The organism is Streptomyces sp. NPDC002018 (assembly GCF_042890865.1).
Classification (GTDB): Bacteria; Actinomycetota; Actinomycetes; order Streptomycetales; family Streptomycetaceae; genus Streptomyces.
Genome location: NZ_JBIASO010000017.1, coordinates 112,408 through 137,865 on the forward strand (window position 1 = coordinate 112,408; position 25,458 = coordinate 137,865).

Consider the following 25,458-nt stretch of genomic DNA (forward strand, 5'->3'; position numbering starts at 1 on the left):
CGCGATGAGGCACTCTTGTCCCGTGCCTGAACCCTCGAACGAACCCCATCCGCATCCCGCGACACTGCGCAGGCTGGAGCAGTCCTCGGGACGGCTCGCCGCGAACGCCATCGCCCGTATGGACGAGACGCTGCCGTGGTACCGCGCGATGCCGCCGGAGAACCGTTCCTGGATCGGGCTGGTCGCCCAGGCCGGTATCGCGGCGTTCACCGAGTGGTTCCGGCACCCGGAGACCCCCCAGGCCATCTCCACCGATGTCTTCGGCACCGCCCCCCGCGAACTGACCCGGGCGATCACCCTGCGCCAGACCGTCGAGATGGTGCGGACCACGATCGAGGTCATGGAGACGGCGATCGAGGAGGTCGCGGCGCCCGGCGACGAGTCCGCGCTGCGTGAGGCGCTGCTCGTGTACGCGCGGGAGATCGCCTTCGCCACCGCCCAGGTGTACGCCCAGGCCGCCGAGGCCCGGGGCGCGTGGGACGCGCGGCTGGAGTCGCTCGTCGTGAACGCCGTGCTCTCCGGCGAGGCCGACGAGGGCGCCGTCTCACGGGCCGCCGCCCTCGGCTGGAACTCCCCCGAGCATGTCTGTGTGCTGCTCGGCACCGCCCCGGACGGGGACAGCGAGCTGACCGTCGAGGCGATCCGGCGGGCCGCCCGGCACGCCAAGCTCCAGGTGCTCACCGGGGTGCTGGGCGACCGGCTCGTGGTGATCGCGGGCGGCAGCGACAATCCGCTCCAGGTCGCCAAGGCGCTGATCGGCCCGTACGCCGCGGGCCCGGTCGTCGCGGGCCCCGTGGTGCCCGATCTGCTGTCCGCCACCAGGTCGGCGCAGGCCGCGGCGGCGGGGCTGAAGGCGTGCTTCGCGTGGCAGGACGCGCCGCGTCCGGTGCTCGCCGACGATCTTCTGCCGGAGCGCGCCATCGCCTCGGACCCGGCCGCGCGTGAGCAGTTGGTGGAGGAGATCTACAGACCGCTGGAAGAGGCGGGGTCGGCGCTGCTGGAGACTCTGAGTGTCTATCTGGAGCAGGCGAGCAGTCTCGAAGGCGCCGCCCGGATGCTCTTCGTTCACCCCAACACCGTGCGCTACCGGCTCCGACGTGTGACTGACGTCACCGGATGGTCACCGTCCGATGTCAGATCCGCCTTCACGCTGCGGATTGCCCTGATCCTGGGGCGTCTGGCCGACGGAGACCCCCAGACCTAGACTTTTGTCGTACTCCAACAATTCCCCTGACGGTTCTTCGTCCTTGTCCTCACGGGCGATACGACCCGTCCACAAGAGAGAGTGTGAGAGTGCTCGTACTCGTCGCTCCCGGCCAAGGCGCTCAGACGCCCGGCTTCCTGACTCCCTGGCTCGAACTGCCCGGTGCCGAAGACCGGCTGCGGGCATGGTCGGCCGCCATCGACCTGGATCTGGTCCACTACGGCACGGACGCCGACGCGGACGAGATCCGTGACACCGCGGTCGCCCAGCCGCTGCTGGTCGCCGCCGCGCTGCTGTCGGCCCGTCAGCTCTTCCCCGCCACCGCGGACATGGCGCGCGACATCGGCGCCACGGCCGGCCACAGTGTCGGTGAACTGGCCGCCACGGCACTGGCCGGGGTGCTCTCCGACGAAGCGGCCCTGGAACTCGTACGGGCCCGCGGGCTGGCCATGGCCGAGGCCGCGGGCGTCACCGAGACCGGTATGTCGGCGCTCCTCGGCGGCGACCCGGAGACCACCCTCGCTCATCTGGGGAAGCTCGGTCTGACGCCGGCGAATGTGAACGGCGCGGGCCAGATCGTGGCCGCGGGCACGCTCGAACAACTCGCCGCGCTGGAGGCCGACAAGCCCGAGGGCGTGCGGCGGGTGGTGGCGCTCAAGGTCGCCGGGGCGTTCCACACGCACCATATGGCGTCCGCGGTGGAGAAGCTCGAAGTGGCCACCGGATCGCTGGTCGTCTCCGATCCGGCCGTGCCGTACATCTCGAACCGCGACGGACAGGCCGTCGCGACGGGAGCCGAAATCGTGACGCGCCTGGTCGGTCAGGTCGCCAATCCGGTCCGCTGGGACCTGTGCATGGAGACTTTCCAGGAGCGCGGTGCGACCGCTCTCATCGAGCTGTGCCCCGGCGGCACCCTGACGGGTCTCGCCAAGCGGGCCCTGCCCGGAGTGAAGACCGTCGCGCTGAAGACCCCCGACGACCTCGACGCGGCCCGCACGCTGATCGCCGAGCACTCCTCCACGGCTGAATAGGAGCCAGAGAGCATGTCGAAGATCAAGCCCAGCAAGGGCGCCCCGTACGCGCGCATCATGGGCGTGGGAGGCTACCGCCCGACCCGGATCGTGCCGAACGAGGTGATCCTCGAAACGATCGACTCGTCGGACGAGTGGATCCGCTCCCGCTCCGGAATCGCGACCCGCCACTGGGCCTCGCCCGAGGAGACCGTCGCCGCGATGTCCGTCGAGGCGTCGGGCAAGGCGATCGCCGACGCCGGGATCACTCCCGAGCAGATCGACGCCGTGGTGGTCTCCACCGTCTCGCACTTCAAGCAGACCCCCGCCATCGCGACCGAGATCGCGGACAAGATCGGTGCGGGCAAGCCGGCCGCGTTCGACATCTCCGCCGGCTGCGCGGGCTTCGGTTACGGACTGACCCTGGCCAAGGGCATGGTCGTCGAGGGCTCGGCCGAGCATGTCCTGGTGATCGGGGTGGAGCGGCTCTCCGATCTGACGGACCTGGAGGACCGCGCCACGGCCTTCCTCTTCGGTGACGGCGCGGGGGCCGTCGTGGTCGGCCCCGCCAAGGAGCCGCAGATCGGACCGACGGTCTGGGGTTCGGAGGGCGACAAGTCCGACACCATCAAGCAGACCGTGCCGTGGGACGATTACCGCGACGGCACGGTGGAGAAGTTCCCGGCCATCACGCAGGAGGGCCAGGCCGTCTTCCGCTGGGCCGTCTTCGAGATGGCGAAGGTCGCCCAGCAGGCGCTGGACGCGGCCGGAATCAGCTCGGAAGACCTGGATGTCTTCATTCCGCACCAGGCCAATATGCGGATCATCGACTCGATGGTGAAGACTCTGAAGCTGCCGGACAGCGTCACGGTCGCGCGTGACATCGAGACCACCGGCAACACCTCGGCCGCCTCGATCCCGCTCGCGATGGAGCGGCTTCTGGCGACCGGGCAGGCGAAGAGCGGCGACACCGCGCTCGTCATTGGCTTCGGGGCGGGTCTCGTCTATGCCGCGACGGTCGTTACCCTCCCCTAGGCACACCGGATCTTTCCGGAGCGTGTTCCGATATATCCCTCTGCGTACAATCGAAGGAGCGCCCACATGGCCGCCACCCTGGAAGAGATCGTCGACGGTCTCGCCGAGATCGTGAACGAGATCGCCGGTATCCCGGTCGAGGACGTCCAGCTGGACAAGTCCTTCACCGACGACCTGGACGTCGACTCGCTGTCCATGGTCGAGGTCGTCGTCGCCGCCGAAGAGCGCTTCGACGTCAAGATCCCGGACGACGACGTGAAGAACCTGAAGACGGTCGGCGACGCCGCCGAGTACATCGCGAAGCACCAGGCCGCCTGACCCGCCTGACCCGGATCGCGCGGCACACGCCACCCGGTGGTGGCGCCGTAAAAATTCAGCACCCTCTACACGTGGAGAAAGAATTCCAGTGAGCTCGACCAATCGCACCGTGGTCGTCACCGGTATCGGCGCAACCACACCACTGGGTGGCGACAGCGCATCGACCTGGGAAGGTCTGCTCGCGGGCCGCTCCGGGGTCCGTCCCCTGGAGGGCGAGCGCTTCACCAGCCTGCCGGTCCATATCGCCGCGGTGGCGGCAGTCGACCCGGGCGATGTACTGCCCCGTCCGCTCGCCCGCAGACTGGACCGCTCGGCGCAGTTCGCGCTGATCGCGGCCAGGGAGGCCTGGGCGGACGCGGGTTACACCGCCAAGGCCGGCGAGGACCCCGCTGTCGACCCCGACCGCCTCGGCACCGTGATCGCCTCCGGCATCGGCGGCGTCACCACCCTGCTCGACCAGTACGACGTGCTGAAGGAGCGTGGCGAGCGCCGCGTCTCCCCGCACACCGTGCCGATGCTGATGCCGAACAGCCCCTCCGCCAACGTGAGTCTGGAGGTGGGCGCCCGCGCGGGCGTGCACACCCCGGTCTCCGCCTGCGCGTCGGGCGCGGAAGCCATCGGTTACGCCGTGGAGATGATCCGCACCGGCCGCGCCGATGTCGTCGTCGCCGGCGGTACGGAGGCGGCCATCCACCCGCTGCCCATCGCCGCGTTCGCCAACATGATGGCGATGTCGAAGAACAACGACGAGCCCACCAAGGCCTCCCGCCCCTACGACAAGGGCCGTGACGGCTTCGTCCTCGGCGAGGGCGCGGGTGTCGTCGTCCTGGAGTCCGCGGAACACGCCGCGGCGCGCGGCGCGCGCGCCTACTGCGAGGTGCTGGGCCAGGGCCTGTCCTCCGACGCCCATCACATCGCCCAGCCCGAGCCCACCGGCCGCGGTATCGCGAAGGCCATGGAGAACCTGCTGGAGAACACGGACCTCAAGCCGTCCGAGGTGATGCACCTCAACGCGCACGCGACCTCCACCCCGCAGGGCGATGTCGCCGAGGTCAAGGCGCTGCGCCGGGTCCTCGGTGACGATCTGGACCATGTCGCCGTCTCGGCCACCAAGTCGATGACGGGGCATCTGCTGGGCGGCGCGGGCGGTATCGAGACCGTGGCCACGGTGCTCGCGCTGTACCACCGGGTGGCACCGCCGACGATCAATGTGGACGACCTCGACGAAGAGGTGGACGCGGACATCGTGCGCGACACGCCCCGGGCGCTCCCGAGCGGCACGATCGCGGCGATCAACAACTCGTTCGGCTTCGGCGGCCACAACGTGGTGCTGGCGCTCCGTACGGTCTGACGCCCGCGTACGGCCCGGCACGGCCTGATGGTCCGGCCCGGCCCGACGCGCGACACGGTCCGAACGCGCCGCTCACGGGCGCGTGCCCCGTCCACCGGCCCTCGGGGCCGGGGACCCGGCACGCGCCCGTCGTGCGTCGGACGGGTCCTGGGTCCCGGTCAGGCGTCGAAGCTGGCGAAGTAGGTCGCCGCCATGTCCTTGTCGCCGTGGCCCTGGGCCTCCGCCCGGCGGAAGCGTTCCGCGTTCGCCGCCGCGAGGTCCAGCCGTACGCCGTGGGCCTCGCCCGCCTCCACGATCAGACGGGCGTCCTTGCCCGCCGTGACGACGGTGAAGCTCGGGTCGTAGTCGTCGTCGAGGATCGCGTCGGACTTGACGTGCAGATAGCCGCAGTCCAGCCCGCCGCCGGAGACGGCGTCCAGGAAGTGCCTGGGGTCGACGTCCAGCCCCTTGGCCAGGGCGAGCGCCTCGGCCGCACCGCCGGTGATGGCCAGCACCCAGCTGTTGCAGACCAGCTTGAGCCGGGTGGCGGCGCCGGTGCCGCCGTCCTCGCCCAGCCAGACCGTGCGGCTGCCGATGGCGTCGAGTACGGGGGTGGCCGGGCCGCGCGCCTCCTCGGGTCCCGCGGCCAGGATCACCAACTGGCCCTTCTCCGCGGGTCCCTTGGTGCCGAGCACCGGCGCGTCCACGAAGACCAGTCCCTGCTGACGGGCCAGCCCGGCCATCGAGGGGATCGCCTCGACACCGGCGGTCGTCGACTGGAGCCAGACGGCACCGGGGCGCAGACCGGGGCCCGCGGCGGTCATGGCCTCCAGGGCGGCGGGTCCGTCGTACAGCATGGTGAGAACGACATCCGCGCCGGTCACGGCCTCGGCGGGGGTCGCGGCGACCCGCGCGCCGTCGGCGGCGAGGGCTTCGGCCTTGGCGGGAGTGCGGTTCCAGACCCGGACGTCGTGTCCGGCGCGGCAGAGGTTACGGGCCATCGCGGCACCCATGATGCCCGTGCCGAGGACAGCTACTGCGAGTTGATCAGCCATGGGACCACCGTAGGACGGAGTGGCCCCGCCCGCTCACACGACCTGGTGCAACCAGCGGACCGGGGCGCCCTCGCCGGCGTACCGGAACGGCTCCAGTTCGTCGTCCCACGGCTTGCCGAGCAGCTTGGCGATCTCCGCCTCCAACTGGGTCTCGCCCTGCTGGGAGCGGGCCAGCGCGGCCCGCAGCCGGTCCTCGGGGACCAGGATGTCGCCGTGCATTCCGGTGACGGCGTGGAAGATCCCCAGGTCGGGTGTGGCGCTGTAGCGCTCGCCCTCGGCGGTGGGACAGGGCTCCGCGGTCACCTCGAAGCGGAGCATCTGCCAGCCGCGCAGCGCGGAGGCGAGCTTGGACGCGGTGCCCTCGCGGCCCTTCCAGGAGACTTCCGCTCTCCAGGTGCCCGGCGAGGCGGGCTGGCGGATCCAGTCGAGCTGGACCCGCAGACCGAGAACTCCGGCCACCGCCCACTCGACGTGGGGGCACATCGCGCGCGGTGCGGAGTGAACGTACAGAACTCCACGTGTCGTCACCGGGACCTCCAGTGTGGGACGAGGTTCGCCTTTCCCAGCGGCCTCAGTAAACAGCATCGGGAGTAAAACTCCGCAAAAGGGACAGCATGTGACGTGATGTAATTTACCGGAGCCGAGAGATCAGGGCGCCTCTGGTTCGACGTGGGAAAAGCTACCGTGCGGCGGGGTGCCCGGGGTGACGTACGGTCGGTCCTGGGACCGATATGCGCGAAGCTTTCACTCGGCAGGACGCCGCCGGATGCCTGAGGACGCCGAACGGGGAGGGGCCGTCATGCGCAAGAGCCTTCGGAGCGGGTGCCGGGGCCGTACGGACCGGCGGCGCCCGCGCGCCGGGCTCGCCGCCGTCACGGCCGCCGTGCTCGCCGCGACCGGGGTGCTGGCCGGCTGTGACTCCCTCGGCGGCTCCTCCTCCGGCACCGCGTCGAAGAGCACCGGCCCGTCCCCGCGTCCCACCCCCGTCTGGGACCGCGCCCCCGCCTCCGTGGCCGCGGTCGGTGACTCGATCACCCGTGGCTTCGACGCCTGTGTGGTGCTGGCGGACTGCCCCGAGGTGTCCTGGGCGACGGGTACGGACATGGAGGTGCGCAGTCTCTCGCTCCGGCTCCTGGGGGCGCCCGCGCTGAAGCAGCGGAGCTGGAACCACGCGGTGACCGGCGCCCGGATGGCCGATCTGCCCGGCCAGATGGCCCAGGCGGCGCAGCACGGGCCCGAGCTGGTCACGGTCATGGTGGGGGCCAATGACGCCTGCCGGGACTCCCCGAAGCAGATGACGCCGGTCGAGGACTTCCGTACGTCCTTCGAGGCATCGATGCGCCAGTTGCGCGCCGGGGCGCCCAAGGCACAGGTGTATGTGTCGAGCGTGCCGGATCTCAAGCGGCTCTGGTCCACCGGCCGCGGCAATCCGCTGGGCCGGCAGATCTGGAAGCTGGGGATCTGTGCCTCGATGCTCGGGGACTCGCAGGACATGAGCGAGCCGGCGCAGCGCCGCAGGGCCGTCGTGTACGACCGGGTCGTGGCCTACAACAAGGTGCTCGAAGACGTCTGCGCGAAGGATCTGCGCTGCCGGTACGACGGCGGCGCGGTCTTCGACTACCGGTTCACCGGGGAGCAGCTCAGCCACTGGGACTGGTTCCATCCCAGCAAGAACGGGCAGAGCCGGCTGGCGGAGATCGCGTACCGCAACATCACCGCGGCGGATCCGCCCGCGTAGGTGCGGTGCGGTCCGGCACCGCATCGGCCACACCCCCGTGCAGGTCCGGTCCCGCATCGCCCGCGCGGCCCGCGCGGCGGGTCCGTGGCCGCCCGTGCGGAGGGTCCGTAGCCGCCCGCGCCGGCCCGGCGTAGGGTGCTCGATCGTGACTGTCATGAACACGGAGCGCATCGGCGCGGCCCCCGAGGGTACGCCCGTTCACCGCTGGACCCTCGAACGGGCCGGGACCCGGCTGCGTCTGCTGACGTACGGCGGCGTGGTGCAGTCGGTCGAGATTCCCGACCGGAACGGCACCGTCGCCAATGTGGCGCTCGGCTTCGCCGAGGTGACGGGCTATCTGGGCTCGCGCGGCCCCTATTTCGGAGCGCTGGTCGGGCGGTACGCGAACCGCATCGCGGGCGCGGCCTTCACCCTGGACGGACGCATCCACCGGCTCACGCCCAACGACGGGCCGAACAGTCTGCACGGCGGTGCGCGGGGCTTCGACCGCCGGGTCTGGGACGCCGAGCAGGCCGGTGAGCACGGGGTACGGCTGTCGCGGACCAGTCCGGACGGCGAGGAGGGGTTCCCGGGCCGGCTGGAGGTCTCGGCGGTCCACTCGCTGGACGAGGACGGCGCGCTGCGGATCGAGTACCGCGCGGTGACGGACGCCCCGACCCCGGTGAATCTGACGAACCACACCTACTGGAACCTGGGCGGCGCGGGCAGTGGCAGCGCCGCCGGGCACGAGCTGCGGATCGCGGCGGGCAGGATCACCCCGGTGGACGGGACGGGCGTGCCGACCGGGGAGCTCGCGCCGGTGGACGGGACGCGCTTCGACTTCCGCGAGCCGCGCCCGGTGGGGACCGGCTACGACCACAACTTCGTCCTCGACGGCGAGGACCCGGCGGCGGAGCTGTACGACCCGGTGTCGGGCCGGGTGCTGACCGTCATCACGACGGAGCCGGGGCTCCAGCTCTACACCGGGGACCACTTCGACGGCGAGCCCTACGCTCCCGGTGACGGTGTGGCGCTGGAGACCCAGCACTTCCCGGACTCCCCGAACCGCCCGTCGTTCCCGGACACGGTGCTGCGGCCGGGTGAGGAGTTCCGCTCGACGACGGTCTACCGCTTCGGCGTCCGGTAGGCCCTGTCCTGCACGCGTCGGCGGAGGGTCCGGCGGGCGTCCGGCGGAGGGGTCCGGCCCCGGGGCGGTATGTCAGGTACGCCTCGGGGCCGGAGATCTTCGGTCGGATCCACGGGACCGCCGGACCTGTCGGATCCGCCGTGTCCGCCGTGTCCCTCGGATCCGCCGTGTCCGCCGTGTCTGTCAGGCTGCGGCGGAGGCCGTCACGGTGGCGGTCAGCCTGCGGTCGGTGACCGAGCGGCCCGCCTGGACCTCGTAGGTCCCCGGGACGAACGACCAGGCGCCGGCCTCCTCGTCCCAGATCTCGAAGGCCCTGCGCCGCAGCGGGATCCGGACCTCGACGGTCTCCCCGGGGCCCGCCTCGACGGTGGCGAACCCCGCCAGCCAGCGCGCCGGGCGCTCCGGGGTGCCCTCCACGGGCGCCAGATAGATCTGGACGACCTCACGGCCCGCGCGGACACCGCTGTTGCGCACCCGCACCCGGGCGTCGCCGGTGGTGGCCGCGATCGTCTCGTACTCCCAGTCGGTGTAGCCGAGGCCGTGGCCGAAGGGGTAGGCGGGAGCCGTGCCCGCCCGCTCCCAGGCCCGGTAGCCGATGAACACGCCCTCGTCGTAGTGGAGTTCGCCGCCCTCGGGAGCGGTCAGCGAGACCGGTGCGTCGGCCAGGGCGGCCGGCCAGGTGGTGGGCAGCCGACCGCCCGGCTCCTCGGCGCCGAGGAGGACATCGGCGAGCGCGGCGCCGCCCTCCTGGCCGGGGAACCAGCTCAGCAGGATCGCGGCCACGGACTCGCGCCAGGGCATCTCCACCGGAGAGCCGGTGTTGACGACCACCACGGTGTTCGGATTGACCGCGGCGACGGCCCGTACGAGATCGTCCTGGCGGCCGGGGAGCCTCAGGTCCTTCCGGTCGAAGCCCTCCGACTCGACCCTCTCGGTGGTGGCGACCACCACGACGGCGGTGTCCGCCGTGCGGGCCGCCTCGACGGCCCCGGCGATCAGCTCGTCGGGGTCATGGCGCGGGCCGAGGTGGAGCAGGGAGAAGGCGACGGCCTGGATCGGGGCGTCCGTGATCCTGTGGACGGTGTGGAGGAGGGAGATCCCGACGCGCTCGCCCTCGGTCAGCTCGGCGTGCGCGCGCTCCACCGGGCCGCCGAAGAACCCTTCGAACGGGTCGGAGGCCGGCCTCGGTTCCTCCGTGCCGTCGAAGAGGACCTCGCCGCCGACGGTGAGGACGAAGCCGCCGAGACCCCGGGTGCCGAAGGAGTGCTCACCGCTCTCCCGGGGGGTGAAGGAGCCGGTCAGCTCGACGGAGTGCAGCTCGTCGTGGGTGACCCCGTCGGGCAGGTCGCTGCCCGCCCACTGGACCCGGCCGCCCGGCACGGAGGCGGTCCCCAGGACCCGTCCGTCCGCCGCGCGGCAGGTGGCGGTCAGCTCGAACCCCTGGCCGGCGTCGGCGAGTTCGTCATTCGGGTCGGCGCCGACCGAGTAGGTCAGCACGCCCTCGGGAAGGGCCGCGGCCAGACCGTCCAGCGGCGGGACCACATGGTCGGGGAAGACCACGGCGGAACCGCCGCCGAGGACGCGGGCGTCACGGGCCGCCGCGCCGATGAGCGCGATCGTTCCGGTCCCGGCCGGGTCCACGGGAAGCGCGGGCCGGCCGTCCCGTACCTCGTTGCGCACGAGGACGAACGAGCGGCGGGCGACCTCGCGGGCCAGCGCGTCGCCGTCGATCGGCGCGGGGTGCGCGGTGACGGCCGGCGGGGCGCCGTCGAGGATGCCGACCCGTGCGGCCAGCCGCAGCACACGCCGTACCGCCTCGTCGACGGCGGGCTCGTCCACCTCACCGGCGCGCACGGCCGCCACGAGCGCCTCGCCGTAGACGGTCGCGGGGCCGGGCATCGCCACATCGAGACCGCCGAGGAGCGCGCCGACGGTGGAACGCGCGGCCAGCCAGTCGGAGACGATGAAGCCGTCGAAGCCCCACTCACCGCGCAGGACCTCGTTCTGGAGGTAGCGGTGTTCGGTCATCGTCGAGCCGTTGACCCGGTTGTACGCCGCCATGATGCCCCAGGGGTGGGCATTGGCCACGATGGCCTCGAACGGGGCGAGATAGAGCTCGCGCAGCGGGCGCGGGGCGACGATGTTGTCGACGGTGAAGCGGTCGGTCTCGGCGTCATTGGCGACGAAGTGCTTGACGGTGGTGCCGACCCCGCCGTCCTGGACGCCCCGGACATAACCGGTGCCGATCTCGCCGGTCAGATACGGGTCCTCGCTGTACGCCTCGAAGTGCCGGCCGCCGAGCGGTGAGCGGTGCAGATTGACGGTGGGCGCCAGCAGGACATGGACCCCCTTGCGGCGGGCCTCCTGCGCGAGCAGCCTGCCCGCCCGGCGGGCCAGCTCCGGGTCCCAGGAGGCGGCGAGCGCGGTCGGCGACGGCAGGGCCACGGACGGGTCGTCGGCGGTCCAGCGGACCCCGCGGACCCCGATGGGGCCGTCGGACATGACCAGGGACGCCAGACCGATCTCGGGCAGCGCGGGGAGGGACCACATGTCCTGCCCGGCCAGCAGCCGGGCCTTGGCGTCCAGATCCAGTTTGCCGAGCGCCGCCTCGACAGCGGCGTTGCGGGCCTGATCGGCCCGGGTGTTGGATGCGCCTGCCACGGCCGTACCTCCTCGTCGAGTACCGGTGAATGGTGACATGGTGGACCCAGAATCTGTAGACAAGTAGATTACGTTATCCATTCGTTATCAATGAATGGGTGGACCTGCGTCGGAAAGGAACCGGCCGATGGCGCGAGCCAGAAGCGAGGAGCGGCGCGCGGAGATCCTCCGCGCCACCCTCGAAGTGATCGCCGAGCGCGGCTACCGGGGCACCACCCTGGGTGCGGTGGCCGAGCGGGTCGGCCTCACCCAGCAGGGGCTGCTCCACTACTTCCCCACCAAGGAGACCCTGCTCGTCGCCGTCCTGGAGGAGCGCGACCAGTGGGACACGGGAGGCGGGGGCGGTGGACGGCAGGGCTGGCGGCTGGAGTTGCTGACCTCGCTGGTCGAGTACAACGCGATGCGCCCGGGGATCGTGCAGACCTTCTCGGCGCTGCTCGGCGAGAGCGTGACGGAGGACCACCCGGCCAGGGAGTTCTTCACCCACCGCTACGAGCAGGTCCGGGGCGAGATGGCGGACGTGCTGCGCGACGAGTTCGGCGGCCGGCTGCCCGGCGGGCTCACCCCGGAACAGGCCGCGCCGCTGCTGACCGCCGTGATGGACGGACTCCAGTACCAGTGGCTGCTGGACCCGGAGTCGGTGGACATGCCGGCGGCGTTCCATGACTTTCTGACGCTGCTGCGGTCGGGCGGCCCGGGGCCGGGTACGGGACCGGGCCCGGGGCCCGACACGGGCCCAGAACCGGGGCCCGGTACGGGTCGGGGGCCACGGGACTGAGCGGCCGGTGACCCGCGTCGCGGCCGGTGTCGGGCATCACGGCCGGTCAGGCGCCATGGTCACGGAGCCGGTGCGGAGGCGATACTTCCGCCACCCGATGGAAGGACTCCCGTGAGACTCATGAGGCCCCTGAGCCGGATCGGCACCCGCAGGACACGCGGACGGATACGCCCGGAGCTGTCAGGACTTGTCCTGCTCACCGCCACCGCCCTCACCCTCGCCGCACCGCCCCCGCTCGCCACCGCCCGGTCCGCGCCCGCCGCCGCGGAGTTCACCGTCGAGGAGCAGCGCCTCGACCGGGACGTACCGCGGGAGATCCTGCGGCGCAGCGGTTTCGACCGGGTGGCACCGGAGTTCGTACGGTCGCTGCGCCACGCGGACTCGTACGCCGGGGCGGAGCGGACCGTCGTACGGCAGGGAGCGCGGCTGTGGCAGCGGGCGGTGGACCGGGCGCAGGGGCGCGGCCCCGCGAGCGGTGATCTGAGCCGGGACGACGACCGGCCGCTGTACTGGGCGCGGCTCGCGCTCACCCGCGAACTGCGGCAGTGGGAACCGGGGTTCCGGCTCTCCGAGGCCGCGCGCACGGCTCTGCTCGGCAAGCTGGAGCGCTCCTCGCGCGGCCAGGACTCGCTGACCTTCCCCGGCGGCAGGGCGCCCGGCGGGAAGGCCTCCGGCGGAAAGGCACCCGGCGGAAAGGCGGGCAAGGACCACCGGGGCGTCAAGCGGATCGTGGTGACCGGCTTCGATCCGTTCACCCTGGACCGCGACATCCGGATCAGCAATCCCTCGGGCGCGACGGCGCTCGCCCTGGACGGCACGGTCATCAGGACCGCCGACGGACCCGCCCGGATCGAGACCGCCGTCTTCCCCGTGCGCTGGCAGGACTTCGCCGACGGCACCGTGGAACGGGCGCTGCGCGGCCCGCTCGCGCAAGCGGATCTCTTCACGACGGTGAGCCAGGGCCGGGTGGGACGGATCGATGTGGAGCGGTTCAACGGCGCCTGGCGCGGCGGGTTCGGGGACAACGACAATGTCTCCGAGACGGGCCTCGTGCCGGTGAGCGACCCGGCCTCGCAGCCGCAGTGGACGGTGACCAGCCTGCCGTACGCCGCGATCACGGCGGCGCCGACCGGACGGTTCCCGGTGTACGACAACACCTCGGTGACGGAGGTCCCGGCGGGCGGCACGGCCCCGGTGGTACGGCCCGACGGACCCACACCCGGTTCGGCGGCCCGCGCGGGCGGCGGCGGGGACTACCTCTCCAACGAGATCGCCTACCGGGCGACGCTGCTGCGCGACCGGCTCGGCCTGGAGATCCCGGGCGGCCATGTGCACACGCCCGTCCTCCAGTTCGGGGCGGGGAACACCGATCCGGCGACGGGGACGGTGACCGATCCCGAGTTCGTCCAGAACCGGCTGGACATCATCGCCCAGCTCCGGGCGATCATCACCGTGGCAGCCGGGACCCCGGCCCCCTGACCGGCCGGCCCGGAGACCCTGACGGGGTCTCCGGGCCGCACCGGCCCGGTCCGGGCCGGACCTACTTGTCGAGGGTGAGCGGTGTGCCCGTCCGGGGCGCGTCCTCACCGCTCGCCGCGACCGCCGCGCCTGCCGTGTCCGGCACGCCCGCCGCGCCCGCCGTGTCCGGCGCCGCCGTGAGCTCACGGGCCATCAGCGTGGCACCCGCCACCGCGCCCGGCATCAGGAACACCGCCACGAGCGGTACGAGAAAGGCGAGCGTGAGCGGGACACCGAAGCCGAGCGCCAGCATCCGCCGCCCCCGGAGCAGGGTCAGCCGCTGCTTCAGCTCGATCCCCCGCCGCTGGAGCGCCACCGCCGTCAGCTCCTCCGTCAGGAAGAAGCCGGACACACAGAAACCGAGCACGGGGATCACGGTCTGCCCGACGACCGGGATGAAGCCGAGCCCGAAGAGCACGATCCCGTACAGCGTCACGCGCACCAGGATCCGCAGGCTGTCCCGGGCGGAGATCAGCAGTTCGCGCCAGAGCGGCAGGCCGGACTCGGGGACCTCGCCGCCCTCGGCGCGGTCGACCGCCTCCGAGAGCGACTCGTAGAAGGGCTGGCCGATCAGCAGGGTCGCGGCCGTGAAGGTGACCACCGCGAGAAAGAGACCGAGCGCGAAGACCAGCGCGGTCAGAAAGCCCCGGAAGAGTCCGAGCCAGGGCGAGGACCAGTCGTCGGCGAAGGGGGTCGCCCAGGCCGTCAGATCGTCGGCACCGTAGAAGAGTCCGACGAGCGCGCCCGCGTACAGCACCAGGGTGACCAGACCGGGCAGCAGCCCGAACCCGAACCACCGGCCGTGGCCCGCGACCCAGCGCTGGCCCTTCATCAAGTAGCCGAAACCTGCCCCGAGATCATGCATGGAGTTCAGCCTACCCACGACGTGGACACCCTCTTGTCGTCCGGTCGCCCACCCTGTAAACCCTGCATACCGATCACTGTCGATCGATTCCGAATACCAATGATCACTTCTGATCAATTCCAAAAGCTCGGAGGGTACAGACGTATGGGGATACCCAGACCCGTCCTGCTGACCACCGCCGTTACGGCCGGTGCTCTGCTGCTCGCCCCGCTCCCCGCCACCGCCGCCCCGGGGCGCGACGCCCAGCGGCCGCACCCCGTGCGGGAGAACGGCGGTCCGGCCGCCGTGGCCGTCACGGGCGCCGGCGCCGACGCCGGGAAGTCCTCCGCCGCACTCACCGCGCTCACCGCGCTCACCGGCCTCGGTACGCCCGGTCCCGCGCTGCGCGAGGACGGCGGCTATCCCCGCCGTACGGTCCTCGACACACCGCCCGAGAACCCGGCCGACAAGTCGATCAAGCTGGGGCTGGCCCCGTACCACTCCCTCGCGCCCCGTCTCAACGCCCTCCAGAAGCTGGGCAATCGCGTCAGCGTCGAGGTCGCGGGCCGCTCCGCGGGCGGACATGAGCTGTATCTCGTCACCGTCACCGCCCCCGAGAGCGCGCGCGAGACCCGCGAGCAGGAGCGGATGCGCGAACTGATCGAGAACTCCCCCGCGGCCGCCGCCAAGGACCGCCGGATCAAGTCCGCCTACAAGACCCCGGTCTTCATCAACAACAACATCCACGGCAACGAGTGGGAGGGCACCGACGCGGCCCTTCAGCTCATCGAGGAACTGGCGAAGGCGAAGGACGGCAGGACCGGCGATCTGCTCGCCAGGAACCGGATCTATCTCAATGTGACCGCCAACCCGGACGGCCGGATCGCCGGAACCCGCGCCAATGGCGCCGGCTTCGACCTGAACCGGGACTTCATCACCGGCTCGCAGCCAGAGACCCGCGCCGTCCGGCAGATCGCGATCGACAAGCAGCCGGCCGTGATGCTCGATCTGCACGGCTATGTCAACGGCACCCTGATCGAACCGACCACCCCGCCGCACGGCGAGAACTACGAGTACGACCTGTTCCTGAAGAACACGTACGCCAACGCCCTCGGCATGGAGAAGGCGGTGAACGACCTCGGCTACACCTCCGCGAAGGACGGGGTCGAGCCGCCCGTCATCCCCTTCCGTGACCAGCAGGAGGGCTGGGACGACTGGCCGCCCATCTTCACCCCCCAGTACATGGCGTTCCAGGGGGCCGTGGCCTCGCACACCGTCGAGATCCCGATGCGCGTCAACAACGCCTCGTACGACTCCCTGCCCGTCGAGGAGCTGCGCCGGCGGTCCGCGATCAACACGGACATCGCGGGCGCGGCGATGCGCGCGACCCTCGACTACACGTACCGGCACCGCGCGTCGCTGATCGCCGACCAGATCGAGACCTTCCGGCGGGGTGTGGCGGGCGAGGCCCAGCGGCCGGTCTCCGAGGACACCGTGCCGGGTGTGCCGGGCATCGGTCCGGAGGACGTCTACACGACCACCTTCCCCCGGGCGTATGTGATCCCGGCGGGCGAGGGCCAGCGCTCCGCCACCGCGGCGGCCCGGCTGGTGGACCATCTCATCGCCAATGACGTACGGGTGGAGCGGGCGTCGGCCGGCTTCCGGCTCGCGGGACGTTCGTATCCGGCGGGCTCGTACGTGGTCGACATGCACCAGGCCAAGCGCGGGATCGCCAATGTGATCCTCTCCGAGGGCCGTGACATCAGCGCGGACGTCTCCACGATGTACGACATCTCGGGGTGGAGCCTCGGGCTGCTGTGGGGCGCGAGCGTCGACAAGGTGCGGGACACCGGTGGCGGGCTGCGGCTGCACAGCCGTACGGTCCACGCCGCCGCGCCGACCGGATCGGTCGCGGGCGGCGCCCGGGGCCACGGCGATCTGCGGCTGCGCCTCGACGACCCCAGGGAACTGACCGCGCTCAACTCGCTGCTGGCGCGGGGGGTGAAGGTGCGGCGGGCGGCCGACGGTTCCGCGATCGTGCCGTCCTCGGCCCGCCGTCAGGCCGTCGAGCTGGCCGACCGGTACGGCGTCGTCTTCGCCGCGACGAAGGAGAAGGGGACCGGCTCGCTGCACCGTACGCGGGTCGCCGCCGCGGTCACGGCCGGCGAGCTGGCCGGTCTGCGCGAGATGGGCTTCGAGGTGGTGCCGGTGTCGACCGCGGTGCTGAACGCGGGCTTCGACTGGTCGGCGGCCGATGTGCTGTACGTGTCCTCGGGCCTCCAGTACGGCAGTCTCACCCCGGCCGCGCGCGAGTCCCTCGACGGCTTCCTCGCCGGGGGCGCGGGAGTGGTCGGACTCGGCTCCACGGGAGCGTCCTTCAACACGGCGGCGGGCCTGCTGGCCGCCACCCCGGTGGCGGGCAACGGTGACGCCAACGGTGTGGTGCGGGTGGTCAACGCCGGTGGTCCGATCACGGGCGGCGCCCCCGCGTACTCCTTCGTCTACTCGCCGCGGTGGTTCACCGGCCTCGGGTCCGGGGTGCGGACCGAGCAGTCGTACGGCACCGGCGATCCGCTGGTCTCGGGCCACTGGCGCGCGAACGGGAGCGGTACGGGCGGACCGGCCGACGCGGCGGGCAAGGCCTCGATCGTGAGCGGCACGTCCGCGCAGGGCACGCCGGTGGTGCTGTTCGGCACCGAGCCGCTGTTCCGTGACCACCCCAAGGGGGTGTTCGCCCAGCTCGGCCGCGCGCTGCTCGCCTCCGCGAAGCGGTAGACGGGAGACGGCGGAACGGAGACGGGAGAAGGCGGAACGAGGTGAGCGAGGGCCCGAGGGCCGGATCCTGCGGAGGATCCGGCCCTCGGTCGTTCAGATCACGCTGTGCGGTGTCGCGGTGTTCGCGGCGTCGCTGTGTTCGCCGTGTTGCTGTGTTCGCTGCGTTGCCGTGTTGCCGTGTTGCCGTGTTGCCGTGTTGCCGTACTGGTTGTGACGGGCGAGCGGTCAGGCGACCGACAGCTCGACCTTGATGTTGCCGCGGGTCGCGTTGGAGTACGGGCACACCTGGTGCGCCTTCTCCAGCAGGTCCTTGGCGGTGGCCGCGTCGACGTTCGGGATGGACGCCGTCAGCTCGACCTCCAGACCGAAGCCTCCGGCCTCGGTCTTGCCGATGCTGACCTTGGCGGTCACCGTCGAACCGGAGATGTCGGCCTTCTCCCGGCGGGCGACCACACCGAGCGCGCCCTGGAAGCAGGCGCTGTAACCGGCGGCGAAGAGCTGCTCCGGGTTGGTCCCGGCGCCGCTGCCACCCATCTCCTTGGGCGGGTTGACGACTACGTCGAGCTTGCCGTCGTCGCTGGAGACGCGGCCGTCACGGCCGTTCTCCGCGGTGGCGACGGCGGTGTAGAGGACATCGATGTTCTGGATGCTCATGCGGTGCGTTCCTCCTGTTGTACGCCGCGGCTCGCGCCCACGGACCACGGCGGCCTGTGTCGAGCCTAGCTGTTGAGAGTAACGATCATCTTTCCGGTGTTCCTACCGCGCAGTACTCCGAGGAAGGCGTCGAAGCCGTTCTCGATTCCCTCGGCCACGGTCTCGTGGTACTTCAGCTCGCCGGAGGCCAGCCAGCCCGAGACCTCCTCGACGAACGAGGGCCGCAGTCCCTGGTGATCGGTGACGAGCATGCCCTGGAGGCGGAGCCGCTTGCCCGTCGCGAGGGCGAGATTGCGCGGGCCCGGGGTCGGCTCCGTGTTGTTGTACTGCGCGATCGCTCCGCACAGGACGGCCCGGCCGAAGCGGTTGAACGAGGAGATCGCGGCTTCGAGATGGTCCCCGCCGACATTGTCGAAGTAGAGATCGACACCGTCGGGCGCGGCCTTCTTGAGCTGCTCCCTGACCGGGCCGTTCCTGTAGTTGAAGGCCGCGTCGAAGCCGTACTCCTCGATCAGGAGCGCGACCTTCTCGTCGGAGCCCGCGGAACCGATCACCCGGGAGGCGCCCTTGATCCTGGCGAGCTGGCCGGCCTGGCTGCCGACGGCGCCGGCCGCGCCGGAGACGAAGACGGCGTCGCCCGGCTGGAAGGACCCGACCTCGAAGAGGCCCGCGTAGGCGGTCAGCCCGGTGCTGCCCAGCACCCCGAGATAGGCGGAGAGCGGGGCGAGGGAGGCATCGACCTTGACCGCGCGCTCGGCCGGGAACTCCGCGTACTCACGCCAGCCGAGGCCGTGGACGACATGGTCGCCGACGGCGAGGCCCTCGGCGCGGGAGGCGATGACCTCGCCCACCGCGGCGCCGTCCATCGGCCGGTCGAACTGGTACGGCGGCATGTACGACTTCGCGTCGTTCATCCGGCCGCGCATGTACGGGTCGACCGAGAAGTGCAGATTGCGGACCAGGATCCGGCCCTCGCCGGGCTCGGTCACCGGGACCTCGCGCAGCGCGACATCGGTCGGCTCCGGCCAGCCGTGGGGGCGGGCGGCGAGGTACCAGGCGCGGCCGGACTCGGGAAGTGCGGGCATGGGGCGGGGCCTCCTCGGACGACGGTCGACGGTGAGCCGCGGCCGGTGCCGCGGAAAAGCTTCACCACCTGAAAGAACCATGCTCCTGAATATTTCATGTTGTCAAGTAACTGGTTATGCTCGTATCCATGGCCACTTCACGCACAGACCCGCTCACCCTGGAGGTCGTCGAGCTGATCGGCTCCGTCGTGGCCCGCTACTACGACGAGTACGACCAGGCCGCGGCCCGGCACGCCCTCACCGGCGCGCAGGCGCGCGTCCTGCGGCTCCTTTCCCTGGAGCCCATACCCATGCGCCGGATCGCCCAGAAGCTGAAGTGCGAGCCGTCGAACGTCACCGGCATCGTGGACCGGCTCGAGGCGCGTGACCTGGTGGAGCGCCGTCCGGACCCGGCGGACCGCCGGGTGAAGCTCGCCGCCCCGACCGAGAAGGGCCGGGCGACCGCGGCGCTGCTGCGGGACTCACTGGACTTCGCGCGGGAGCCGCTCGCCGAACTGTCCGACGAGGAGCGCGGGGTGCTGCGCGATCTGCTCAGGCGGATGCTGGGCGAGGACGCGGAGTAGACCAGGCGCGCGGGGCGGGCGCACCGGTCGCGGGGCGGGCGCACCGGTCGCGGGGCGGTCGAGCGGCCGGGCGGGGTCGCGGGGCGGGCGCGGGTCGCGGGTCAGGCGCGGGTCGCGGGTCAGGCGCGGGTCGCGGGTCAGGCGCGGGTCGCGGGTCAGGCGCGGGTCGCGGGTCAGGCGCGGGTCGCGGGTCAGGCAGGGGTCGCGGGTCAGGTGCACAAGGTCAGGCACACCGGTCGCGGGTCAGGTGCAGAAGAAGAGCCACCAGGTGCAGGTCTCGGTCGGCTCGGGCTCGGGCTCCGGCTCGGGCGGCGGCGGAGGCGCCTGGGTCGTGGGGCCGTCCGAGGTGGGTCCCCCGGTGGGCCCGGAAGGGCCGGTCGTCCCCGGCGTGGAGCCGTCGGGGCCGGGCGATCCGGACACGGACGGGTCCGGGCTGCCCTCCCCCTCCGAGGCGGAAGGGGACGCGGACGCCTCGGCCGACCCCGTCGCACCGGGCTCACCGCTGCCGCCGGGACGCGCCGAACCGGTCGCACCGGGGTCCGCGGACGGCGCGGGTCCCGGATCGTCGGGGACCGCCGGCCGCTCCGTGTCCCGCGGTCCGCCGTCGAAGTCGACCGACGTCTCCTCCTTCACGGTGGTGGCGTGGTCCTTGCCCGTGGACTCCATGGCCAGCTCGGCCAGGCCCAGCGTGGCGAGCGAGAGCAGAACGCCGAAGGTCGCGATCAGCACCTTGCGCCGGCGTGTGCTGCGCGCCCGGCGCGGTTTGGTGCGCGGCCTGGCCGGAGCCTTGCGGCGGCGCGACCCGCGACGCCCCTCCGGCTCGGGTTCGGGGTGGCGGCCGGTCAGGACGATCTCACCGTCCGACGCGTCCGCGTACTCTCCGTGATCTTCCTCGCCCTGGTCGTCCTCACCCGGGTGGCGGCTGTGGTGCGACCCGGGGGACGGTGGGGCTTGCTGCCGCAGCTCCTCGGCGGGGGTGCCGCATCCGGCGCACGTCAGTGCCCCGTTGAGGTGCCGTCGGCACTGATGGCAGTAGTCCATGGCGCCCCGCAGATTATGCGTCGGCGGGGCAACGCGCATAGACGAGGCTGTGAGGGTCTTGTGTGGACTGCCGCGTCCCGGGCGTGTCGGGCGCCCGCGCGCATGTGCAGGATGGCGGTATGACGTCCAATGGACCGTTCGGTCCGCTTGAGTTCCAGCTCGTCCTGCTGCGGCGGATGGCCGACCACCGGCCGGAGCTGGTCGACGACGCGCGCCGTGAACTGGGGGTGTCCCTGGCCACGATGCGCGAGGCCAACCGCCGCTGGCAGGCGATGGTGCGCGCGCCCCGCGCCCGCGGCGCGCTGTCCCGCTACCGCTCCGTGCTCGGCACGCCGGAGCTGACCTTCCGCAGGACCGTCGGCGATCTGGAGTGCGAGGCGCTGCTCTGGCCCGTACCGCTCTGGCCGGATCTGCGGTTCGAGGTGATGGCGGCGCCGGGCGGCGCCGTGTGGAACGAATGGCTGGTACGCGCACCGGGGACGACCGGCCCCGAACTGCGCGCGGCCGCGGATCTGCGCCCCTGGTCCTGCACCGTGGACGAGGTCGCGCGGGCGTTTGCGCCCGCCCGGCCGCTGCCCGGCGGCGCCCCGACCAGGATGCGGCTGGCGTTCACTCTCCCGGGCGGCGGTTCCGGCGTCGCGGACTTCACCTGGGGGCTGTTGCAGGACTGGTCCGGGACCGGCGGTACCGGATAGGAGCGGACGGGCGCGGGCCCGGCGGACGCACCGGACACGGGCCGGCGGGGCGGCCCGGCCCGTCGTACGACCGGGCCGTACGGGCCGGGGACGCGACCGCCGACGCCCTGTGCCGCGCCGTCAACTCCGTACGCCCGGCCGGCGCAACCCAGCGCGCGCCACGCGGGCCGTCGCAGCACGATGCGAACAGGGCCGGCCGCCGCCGGTGAACCCATCAGCGCTCTCGGGAGACCCTGCCGTGACCGTCAGTCTTGAGCAGTTGCGACGTTGCCATATCGCCGTCGACCTGGGGGCCGCCAGGACCCGGGTCTTTGTCAAGGGGGCCGGGCTCGTCGTCGACGAACCGAGCGTCGCCGCCATGAACACCCGTACGGGCGCGCTCATCGCCGTCGGCGCGCTCGCCGAGCAGATGACGGGCCGTACCCCCGACTACATCCGGGTCGTCCGGCCGGTCTCCGGCGGGTCGGTCGTCGACATCGAGATGGCCCAGCGCATGCTCCGTCATCTCCTCGGTGACAAGCTCCGCCGCCAGCTCCGCCGCAAGCCGCGGCTGCGCGCCGCCGCCTCCACCCCGCACGACAGCGACCCGCTCGCCCAGCGCGCGGCCGTGGAGACCCTGATCGGTCTCGGTGCGCGCCGGGTCGAACTCGTGGACACGCTGATCGCCGCGGCCGTCGGCTGCGGACTGCCCGTGGAGCAGCCCACCGCCAACATGATCATGGTCTGCGGCGCGGCGACCACCCAGGTCGCGGTGCTCTCCCTCGGGGCGATCGTCACCGCCCAGCGGATTCCGGTCGGCGGCAACGCCATCGACCACGCGGTGATCCAGCATCTGCGTCACCAGCACGAGCTGCTGCTGCCCAGCCAGTCCGTACGCCCGCTGCAACTGGCGCTCAGCAACAACGGCCTCACCGCGCACGGCCCCAGCACCACCGAGATCCACGGCCGGGACGTGGCCACCGGTGTCGCCCGTTCCGTGCTCGTGGACACCGCCGCCGTACGGGACGCGATCTACTCACCGCTGACGGCCGTCCTCGACGGCATCGGCAAGGTGCTCAGGGACTGCCCGCCCGATCTGGTGGCCGATCTCGCGGACGGCGGGATCACGATGGTCGGGGGCAGCGCGCTGCTGCCCGGTCTCGACCAGATGCTGCGCGATGCGACGGGCATGCCGGTGGCGATCGCGGAGCGCCCCGACATCTGCACCGTACTCGGCCTCGGTGCGATGCTGGAGGGGAAGATCCAGCCGATGGTCCTGAACCCGCTGGCCGTGGTCCGCTGACGCCGGAGCCGCTCGACCGGCCGGCGGCGCGGACGGCCGGAGGTGTGCGGGGCGGGTGAGGCGAGCGGTGCGATGAGCGGAGAAGGCAGAGAAGCCGGAGAAGGCGGAGAGAACAACGGGAGCGACGGCGGGGAAGGCCCGGGGCCAGGACGCCAGGATCCGGAACGGGGCCGGGATCCGGGCCGGGGCCAGGGTCCAGGACCGGAACAGGGCCCGGGTCCCGAGGCCGACGGCATGGCTCCCGAGCCCCTGCTGCCCGCCCTGCTGGAGGCCGTGCTCGGTATCGGTACCGAACTCGAACTGCGGCCCGCGCTCCAGCACATCGTCGACACCGCGACCGAGCTGATCGGCGCGCGGTACGGCGCCCTCGGTGTGATCGACCCCGAGCGCGGCCGGCTCACCGAGCTGTTCACGGCCGGTGTCGGCGACAGCGAGCAGGAGCGGATCGGACAGCTCCCCGACGGGCACACCGGTCTGCTGGGCACCCTCGTCCAGGACGCGCGCCCGCTGCGGCTGGACGATCTGACGGCCGACCCCCGGTTCTCCGGCATGGTGCCCGGCCACCCCCGGATGCGCTCCTTCCTGGGAATGCCGGTCCAGGTGGACACCATGGTGCTGGGCAGCGTCTATCTCGCGGAGAAACGGACCGGCCCCTTCACCGAGCAGGACCAGGAGCTGCTGCGGGTGCTGGCCTCGCAGGCGGGCATCGCGATCGGCAACGCCCGGCTGTACCGGGCGGCCCGGCGGCGCGAGCGCTGGATCAAGGGGGCCGCCGCGGTCACCACGGCCCTGCTGCGCGGCGAGAACGCGGCCGATTCCCTGATGACCGTCGCCGAGTCGGCCAGGCTGCTCGCCGACGCCTACGCGGGGGTGGTGCTCAAGCCCACCCCGGAGGGCGGGATGGAGATCGTCGCGGCGTCCACGACCGGAAACCCGGACGGCATGGTCGGCACCGTCATCGAGCCCGGCTCGCCCGTCCTGGTCCAACTGCTCGGCGGGGAGCCGGTGTTCATCGAGGACTCCTCGACCGACCCCCGGATGACCACCCGGGTGCGCTCCCGCTTCGGGCCGAGCATGATGCTGCCGCTCCAGAGCGGCGGCAGGCTGATCGGCACGCTCGCCCTGCCGCGCCGGCGCGGCGGCCGTCCGTACAGCGCGGTGGACCGGCTGCTGGCCACCCAGTTCGCCTCCCAGGCCGCGCTCGCGCTGGTGCTGGCGGACTCCCGGCACAACAGGGAGCAGCTCGCGGTGTACGAGGACCGCGACCGGATCGCCCGCGATCTGCACGATCTTGTCGTCCAGCGGCTCTTCGCGACCGAGATGATGCTGGAGTCGACCAGAAGGCGGGTGGGCGCCCCGGAGCTGGACGAGCTGCTGGGCCGGGCCGTGGACGAGCTGGACTCCACCATCCAGGAGGTGCGCACCACGATCTTCGCGCTCCAGCAGCCCCCGGCCGACGCCCCGACGAGCGTGCGCGGGAAGGTGCTGCGGGAGGCGGACGGCGCCGCGGTGCTGCTGGGCTTCCGGCCCTCGGTGCGGTTCACCGGGCCGGTGGACACCCTCGTCGGCGAACCCGTGGGCCGGCGGCTGCTGGCCGAGGTGCGCGGCGCGCTCGCCGCCGCGCACCGGCGGGAGGGGGTGACGGCGATCGAGGTGGAGATCGACGCGACGGCGGAGCTGCCGGACGGGAGGGCGGGCGTACGGCTGGTCGTCACGGACGACGGCGTGGGCGAGGACGGCGCACGCGGTACGACGACGACCTGGGAGGCCCCGCGCCAGGGCCCGTAGAGGCCCGCGGACCCCGGGACCCCGGCCCCCGGGACCCCGGCCCCCGGGACCCCGAAACCCCGGGACCCGAGCCCCCGGCCCCGAAACCCCCCGGAAGGCCGTCAGCTCAGGAGATCGTGGAGCGAGGTGGTCAGCCGCACCGCGAAGGCCTCCCGGGTGCCGGGGTCCACCAGCTCCAGGGAGAGATACGGATTGAGATCCTCCAGTTCCACGAGCAGCAGCTCCCCGTCCGGGGCCCGGCACGCGTCCACCCGCTGTATCCCGTGCTCCAGCGCGTTCCAGTCGATGAACCGGCGCGCGAACTCCAGATCCGCCGCGTCGGCCGCGTACGGCTCCAGCTCCCAGCGCCGCCCGGGGTCGGGCGCGTACAGGGCGTACTGGAAGTCCTGGTCGACGAAGTAGAACGAGACCTCGTAGCGGAACGCGATCCGTGGCTGCACCAGGACATCGCCGAAGGTGAGGTCCGCCAGCCGCTCCGCCGGGACGAACTCCATCCCGATCGAGTCCGCGCCCAGCCGCGGCTTGACGACATACGTGCCCGCCGCCGGCAGCCGGCCGAGGTCCTCGGCGCGGTCGACGGTCGGGATGACCGGGTGCCCCGCGGCGCTCAGCTCCGCCAGATACCCCTTGCCGCTCATGTCGGCCCGGCCGGTCAGGGGGTTGTAGACCCGGATCCCGGCCGCGCGGGCGCGCTCGCGGAAGGCGTCGTACTCCGCCTGGTAGTGGAGCACCGGCCCGCTGTTGCGCACCACGACCGCGTCGAAGGAGCCCATCAGCCGTGCGGCGTCGAGAGGGTGGCACAGCGCCACGGCGAAGTCCCGCCGCAGCCGCGCGGAGAGCCGGATGTCCTCGTCGTGGTATCTGCGTCCCTTGGCCTCGTAGGTGAGGTCGGTGACGTACAGCAGGGCGGACACGGTGCTCCCGGCGCGGATCGGGGAAGGGGACGGCCACGACGGTA

22 protein-coding genes are annotated in these 25,458 nt (G+C 72.1%); 14 read left to right on the plus strand and 8 right to left on the minus strand.

Annotation, left to right across the window (positions count from 1 at the left end; genetic code table 11):
* Positions 1–4: 4 nt before the first annotated feature.
* The 5 genes from ACFYYH_RS25570 to fabF all read left to right on the plus strand — a co-directional run bounded on the left by ACFYYH_RS25570 (position 5) and on the right by fabF (position 4,918).
* Positions 5–1,204, plus strand: a complete 1,200-nt coding sequence (locus tag ACFYYH_RS25570) for a PucR family transcriptional regulator (RefSeq protein WP_388555328.1) — start codon at positions 5–7, stop codon at positions 1,202–1,204.
* An 89-nt stretch (positions 1,205–1,293) separates the two neighbouring features.
* Entirely contained in the window at positions 1,294–2,235 is a 942-nt protein-coding gene (locus ACFYYH_RS25575) for an ACP S-malonyltransferase (protein WP_388555467.1), read from the plus strand.
* A 12-nt stretch (positions 2,236–2,247) separates the two neighbouring features.
* Positions 2,248–3,249 carry a ketoacyl-ACP synthase III gene (locus ACFYYH_RS25580; protein WP_388555331.1) on the plus strand — a complete coding sequence of 334 codons (1,002 nt, stop codon included), beginning with the start codon at positions 2,248–2,250 and terminating at the stop codon, positions 3,247–3,249.
* Between the two features lie 66 nt (positions 3,250–3,315).
* Positions 3,316–3,567, plus strand: a complete 252-nt coding sequence (locus ACFYYH_RS25585; RefSeq protein WP_388555333.1) for an acyl carrier protein — start codon at positions 3,316–3,318, stop codon at positions 3,565–3,567.
* Between the two features lie 88 nt (positions 3,568–3,655).
* Complete coding sequence (gene fabF / locus ACFYYH_RS25590; RefSeq protein WP_388555336.1) at positions 3,656–4,918, plus strand: beta-ketoacyl-ACP synthase II; 1,263 nt, start codon at positions 3,656–3,658, stop codon at positions 4,916–4,918.
* A gap of 158 nt (positions 4,919–5,076) precedes the next feature.
* Here fabF and ACFYYH_RS25595 read toward each other — a convergent pair whose 3' ends face one another.
* On the minus strand, positions 5,077–5,952 hold the full coding sequence (locus ACFYYH_RS25595; protein WP_388555339.1) for an NAD(P)-dependent oxidoreductase: 876 nt from the start codon (positions 5,950–5,952) through the stop codon (positions 5,077–5,079).
* 33 nt (positions 5,953–5,985) lie between these two features.
* A complete protein-coding gene (locus tag ACFYYH_RS25600) occupies positions 5,986–6,480 on the minus strand; it encodes a DUF3145 domain-containing protein (RefSeq protein WP_388555342.1) in 495 nt (164 codons plus the stop codon).
* A 271-nt stretch (positions 6,481–6,751) separates the two neighbouring features.
* Between ACFYYH_RS25600 and ACFYYH_RS25605 the strand changes: the two genes are divergently transcribed.
* Positions 6,752–7,690, plus strand: a complete 939-nt coding sequence (locus tag ACFYYH_RS25605; RefSeq protein WP_388555345.1) for an SGNH/GDSL hydrolase family protein — start codon at positions 6,752–6,754, stop codon at positions 7,688–7,690.
* Between the two features lie 154 nt (positions 7,691–7,844).
* Entirely contained in the window at positions 7,845–8,816 is a 972-nt protein-coding gene (locus ACFYYH_RS25610) for an aldose epimerase family protein (RefSeq protein WP_388555347.1), read from the plus strand.
* 183 nt (positions 8,817–8,999) lie between these two features.
* On the opposite strand, the gene ACFYYH_RS25615 is transcribed toward ACFYYH_RS25610, so the two are convergent.
* Entirely contained in the window at positions 9,000–11,516 is a 2,517-nt protein-coding gene (locus tag ACFYYH_RS25615; RefSeq protein ID WP_388555350.1) for a beta-glucosidase, read from the minus strand.
* An 88-nt stretch (positions 11,517–11,604) separates the two neighbouring features.
* Here ACFYYH_RS25615 and ACFYYH_RS25620 point away from each other — a divergent pair, with 88 nt between their 5' ends.
* Positions 11,605–12,255, plus strand: coding sequence for a TetR/AcrR family transcriptional regulator (locus tag ACFYYH_RS25620; protein WP_388555353.1), 651 nt, complete (start codon positions 11,605–11,607; stop codon positions 12,253–12,255).
* Positions 12,256–12,375: 120 nt separating this feature from the next.
* The gene (locus ACFYYH_RS25625; RefSeq protein ID WP_388555356.1) at positions 12,376–13,734 is read left to right on the plus strand and encodes a pyroglutamyl peptidase; all 1,359 of its coding nucleotides are present in this window, start codon (positions 12,376–12,378) and stop codon (positions 13,732–13,734) included.
* A 61-nt stretch (positions 13,735–13,795) separates the two neighbouring features.
* Here the strand turns inward: ACFYYH_RS25625 and ACFYYH_RS25630 are convergent, their stop codons facing one another.
* Positions 13,796–14,638 carry an EI24 domain-containing protein gene (locus ACFYYH_RS25630; RefSeq protein ID WP_388555359.1) on the minus strand — a complete coding sequence of 281 codons (843 nt, stop codon included), beginning with the start codon at positions 14,636–14,638 and terminating at the stop codon, positions 13,796–13,798.
* 144 nt (positions 14,639–14,782) lie between these two features.
* On the opposite strand from ACFYYH_RS25630, the gene ACFYYH_RS25635 reads away from it, so the two are divergent.
* Positions 14,783–17,392, plus strand: a complete 2,610-nt coding sequence (locus tag ACFYYH_RS25635; RefSeq protein WP_388555361.1) for a M14 family zinc carboxypeptidase — start codon at positions 14,783–14,785, stop codon at positions 17,390–17,392.
* A 225-nt stretch (positions 17,393–17,617) separates the two neighbouring features.
* Here ACFYYH_RS25635 and ACFYYH_RS25640 read toward each other — a convergent pair whose 3' ends face one another.
* Positions 17,618–18,046: an organic hydroperoxide resistance protein gene (locus ACFYYH_RS25640; RefSeq protein WP_388555364.1), complete on the minus strand. Its 429-nt coding sequence runs from the start codon at positions 18,044–18,046 to the stop codon at positions 17,618–17,620.
* 65 nt (positions 18,047–18,111) lie between these two features.
* The gene (locus tag ACFYYH_RS25645; protein ID WP_388555367.1) at positions 18,112–19,131 is read right to left on the minus strand and encodes an NADP-dependent oxidoreductase; all 1,020 of its coding nucleotides are present in this window, start codon (positions 19,129–19,131) and stop codon (positions 18,112–18,114) included.
* Positions 19,132–19,259: 128 nt separating this feature from the next.
* On the opposite strand from ACFYYH_RS25645, the gene ACFYYH_RS25650 reads away from it, so the two are divergent.
* Entirely contained in the window at positions 19,260–19,694 is a 435-nt protein-coding gene (locus tag ACFYYH_RS25650) for a MarR family winged helix-turn-helix transcriptional regulator (protein ID WP_388555370.1), read from the plus strand.
* A 243-nt stretch (positions 19,695–19,937) separates the two neighbouring features.
* On the opposite strand, the gene ACFYYH_RS25655 is transcribed toward ACFYYH_RS25650, so the two are convergent.
* Complete coding sequence (locus ACFYYH_RS25655) at positions 19,938–20,774, minus strand: hypothetical protein (protein ID WP_388555372.1); 837 nt, start codon at positions 20,772–20,774, stop codon at positions 19,938–19,940.
* An 80-nt stretch (positions 20,775–20,854) separates the two neighbouring features.
* Between ACFYYH_RS25655 and ACFYYH_RS25660 the strand changes: the two genes are divergently transcribed.
* From ACFYYH_RS25660 to ACFYYH_RS25670, 3 genes are all read left to right on the plus strand, one after another.
* Complete coding sequence (locus tag ACFYYH_RS25660; protein WP_388555374.1) at positions 20,855–21,430, plus strand: hypothetical protein; 576 nt, start codon at positions 20,855–20,857, stop codon at positions 21,428–21,430.
* A gap of 238 nt (positions 21,431–21,668) precedes the next feature.
* On the plus strand, positions 21,669–22,712 hold the full coding sequence (locus tag ACFYYH_RS25665; RefSeq protein ID WP_388555376.1) for a rod shape-determining protein: 1,044 nt from the start codon (positions 21,669–21,671) through the stop codon (positions 22,710–22,712).
* Positions 22,713–22,946: 234 nt separating this feature from the next.
* Positions 22,947–24,500, plus strand: coding sequence for a GAF domain-containing protein (locus ACFYYH_RS25670; RefSeq protein ID WP_388555379.1), 1,554 nt, complete (start codon positions 22,947–22,949; stop codon positions 24,498–24,500).
* Between the two features lie 101 nt (positions 24,501–24,601).
* On the opposite strand, the gene ACFYYH_RS25675 is transcribed toward ACFYYH_RS25670, so the two are convergent.
* Positions 24,602–25,414: a hypothetical protein gene (locus tag ACFYYH_RS25675; protein ID WP_388555382.1), complete on the minus strand. Its 813-nt coding sequence runs from the start codon at positions 25,412–25,414 to the stop codon at positions 24,602–24,604.
* Positions 25,415–25,458 lie beyond the last annotated feature (44 nt).

Bases quoted from the DNA above. Each gene is read 5' to 3' on its own strand.
- ACFYYH_RS25580 (WP_388555331.1), top strand. From the start codon at position 2,248: ATGTCGAAGATCAAGCCCAGCAAGGGCGCCCCGTACGCGCGCATCATG.
- ACFYYH_RS25635 (WP_388555361.1), top strand. From the start codon at position 14,783: ATGGGGATACCCAGACCCGTCCTGCTGACCACCGCCGTTACGGCCGGT.
- ACFYYH_RS25595 (WP_388555339.1), bottom strand. From the start codon at position 5,952: ATGGCTGATCAACTCGCAGTAGCTGTCCTCGGCACGGGCATCATGGGT.
- ACFYYH_RS25615 (WP_388555350.1), bottom strand. From the start codon at position 11,516: ATGTCACCATTCACCGGTACTCGACGAGGAGGTACGGCCGTGGCAGGC.
- ACFYYH_RS25645 (WP_388555367.1), bottom strand. From the start codon at position 19,131: ATGCCCGCACTTCCCGAGTCCGGCCGCGCCTGGTACCTCGCCGCCCGC.
- ACFYYH_RS25630 (WP_388555359.1), bottom strand. From the start codon at position 14,638: ATGCATGATCTCGGGGCAGGTTTCGGCTACTTGATGAAGGGCCAGCGC.
- ACFYYH_RS25670 (WP_388555379.1), top strand. From the start codon at position 22,947: ATGGCTCCCGAGCCCCTGCTGCCCGCCCTGCTGGAGGCCGTGCTCGGT.
- ACFYYH_RS25640 (WP_388555364.1), bottom strand. From the start codon at position 18,046: ATGAGCATCCAGAACATCGATGTCCTCTACACCGCCGTCGCCACCGCG.
- ACFYYH_RS25610 (WP_388555347.1), top strand. From the start codon at position 7,845: ATGAACACGGAGCGCATCGGCGCGGCCCCCGAGGGTACGCCCGTTCAC.
- ACFYYH_RS25585 (WP_388555333.1), top strand. From the start codon at position 3,316: ATGGCCGCCACCCTGGAAGAGATCGTCGACGGTCTCGCCGAGATCGTG.
- ACFYYH_RS25570 (WP_388555328.1), top strand. From the start codon at position 5: ATGAGGCACTCTTGTCCCGTGCCTGAACCCTCGAACGAACCCCATCCG.
- ACFYYH_RS25655 (WP_388555372.1), bottom strand. From the start codon at position 20,774: ATGCGCGTTGCCCCGCCGACGCATAATCTGCGGGGCGCCATGGACTAC.
- ACFYYH_RS25620 (WP_388555353.1), top strand. From the start codon at position 11,605: ATGGCGCGAGCCAGAAGCGAGGAGCGGCGCGCGGAGATCCTCCGCGCC.
- ACFYYH_RS25605 (WP_388555345.1), top strand. From the start codon at position 6,752: ATGCGCAAGAGCCTTCGGAGCGGGTGCCGGGGCCGTACGGACCGGCGG.
- ACFYYH_RS25650 (WP_388555370.1), top strand. From the start codon at position 19,260: ATGGCCACTTCACGCACAGACCCGCTCACCCTGGAGGTCGTCGAGCTG.
- ACFYYH_RS25625 (WP_388555356.1), top strand. From the start codon at position 12,376: ATGAGGCCCCTGAGCCGGATCGGCACCCGCAGGACACGCGGACGGATA.
- ACFYYH_RS25660 (WP_388555374.1), top strand. From the start codon at position 20,855: ATGACGTCCAATGGACCGTTCGGTCCGCTTGAGTTCCAGCTCGTCCTG.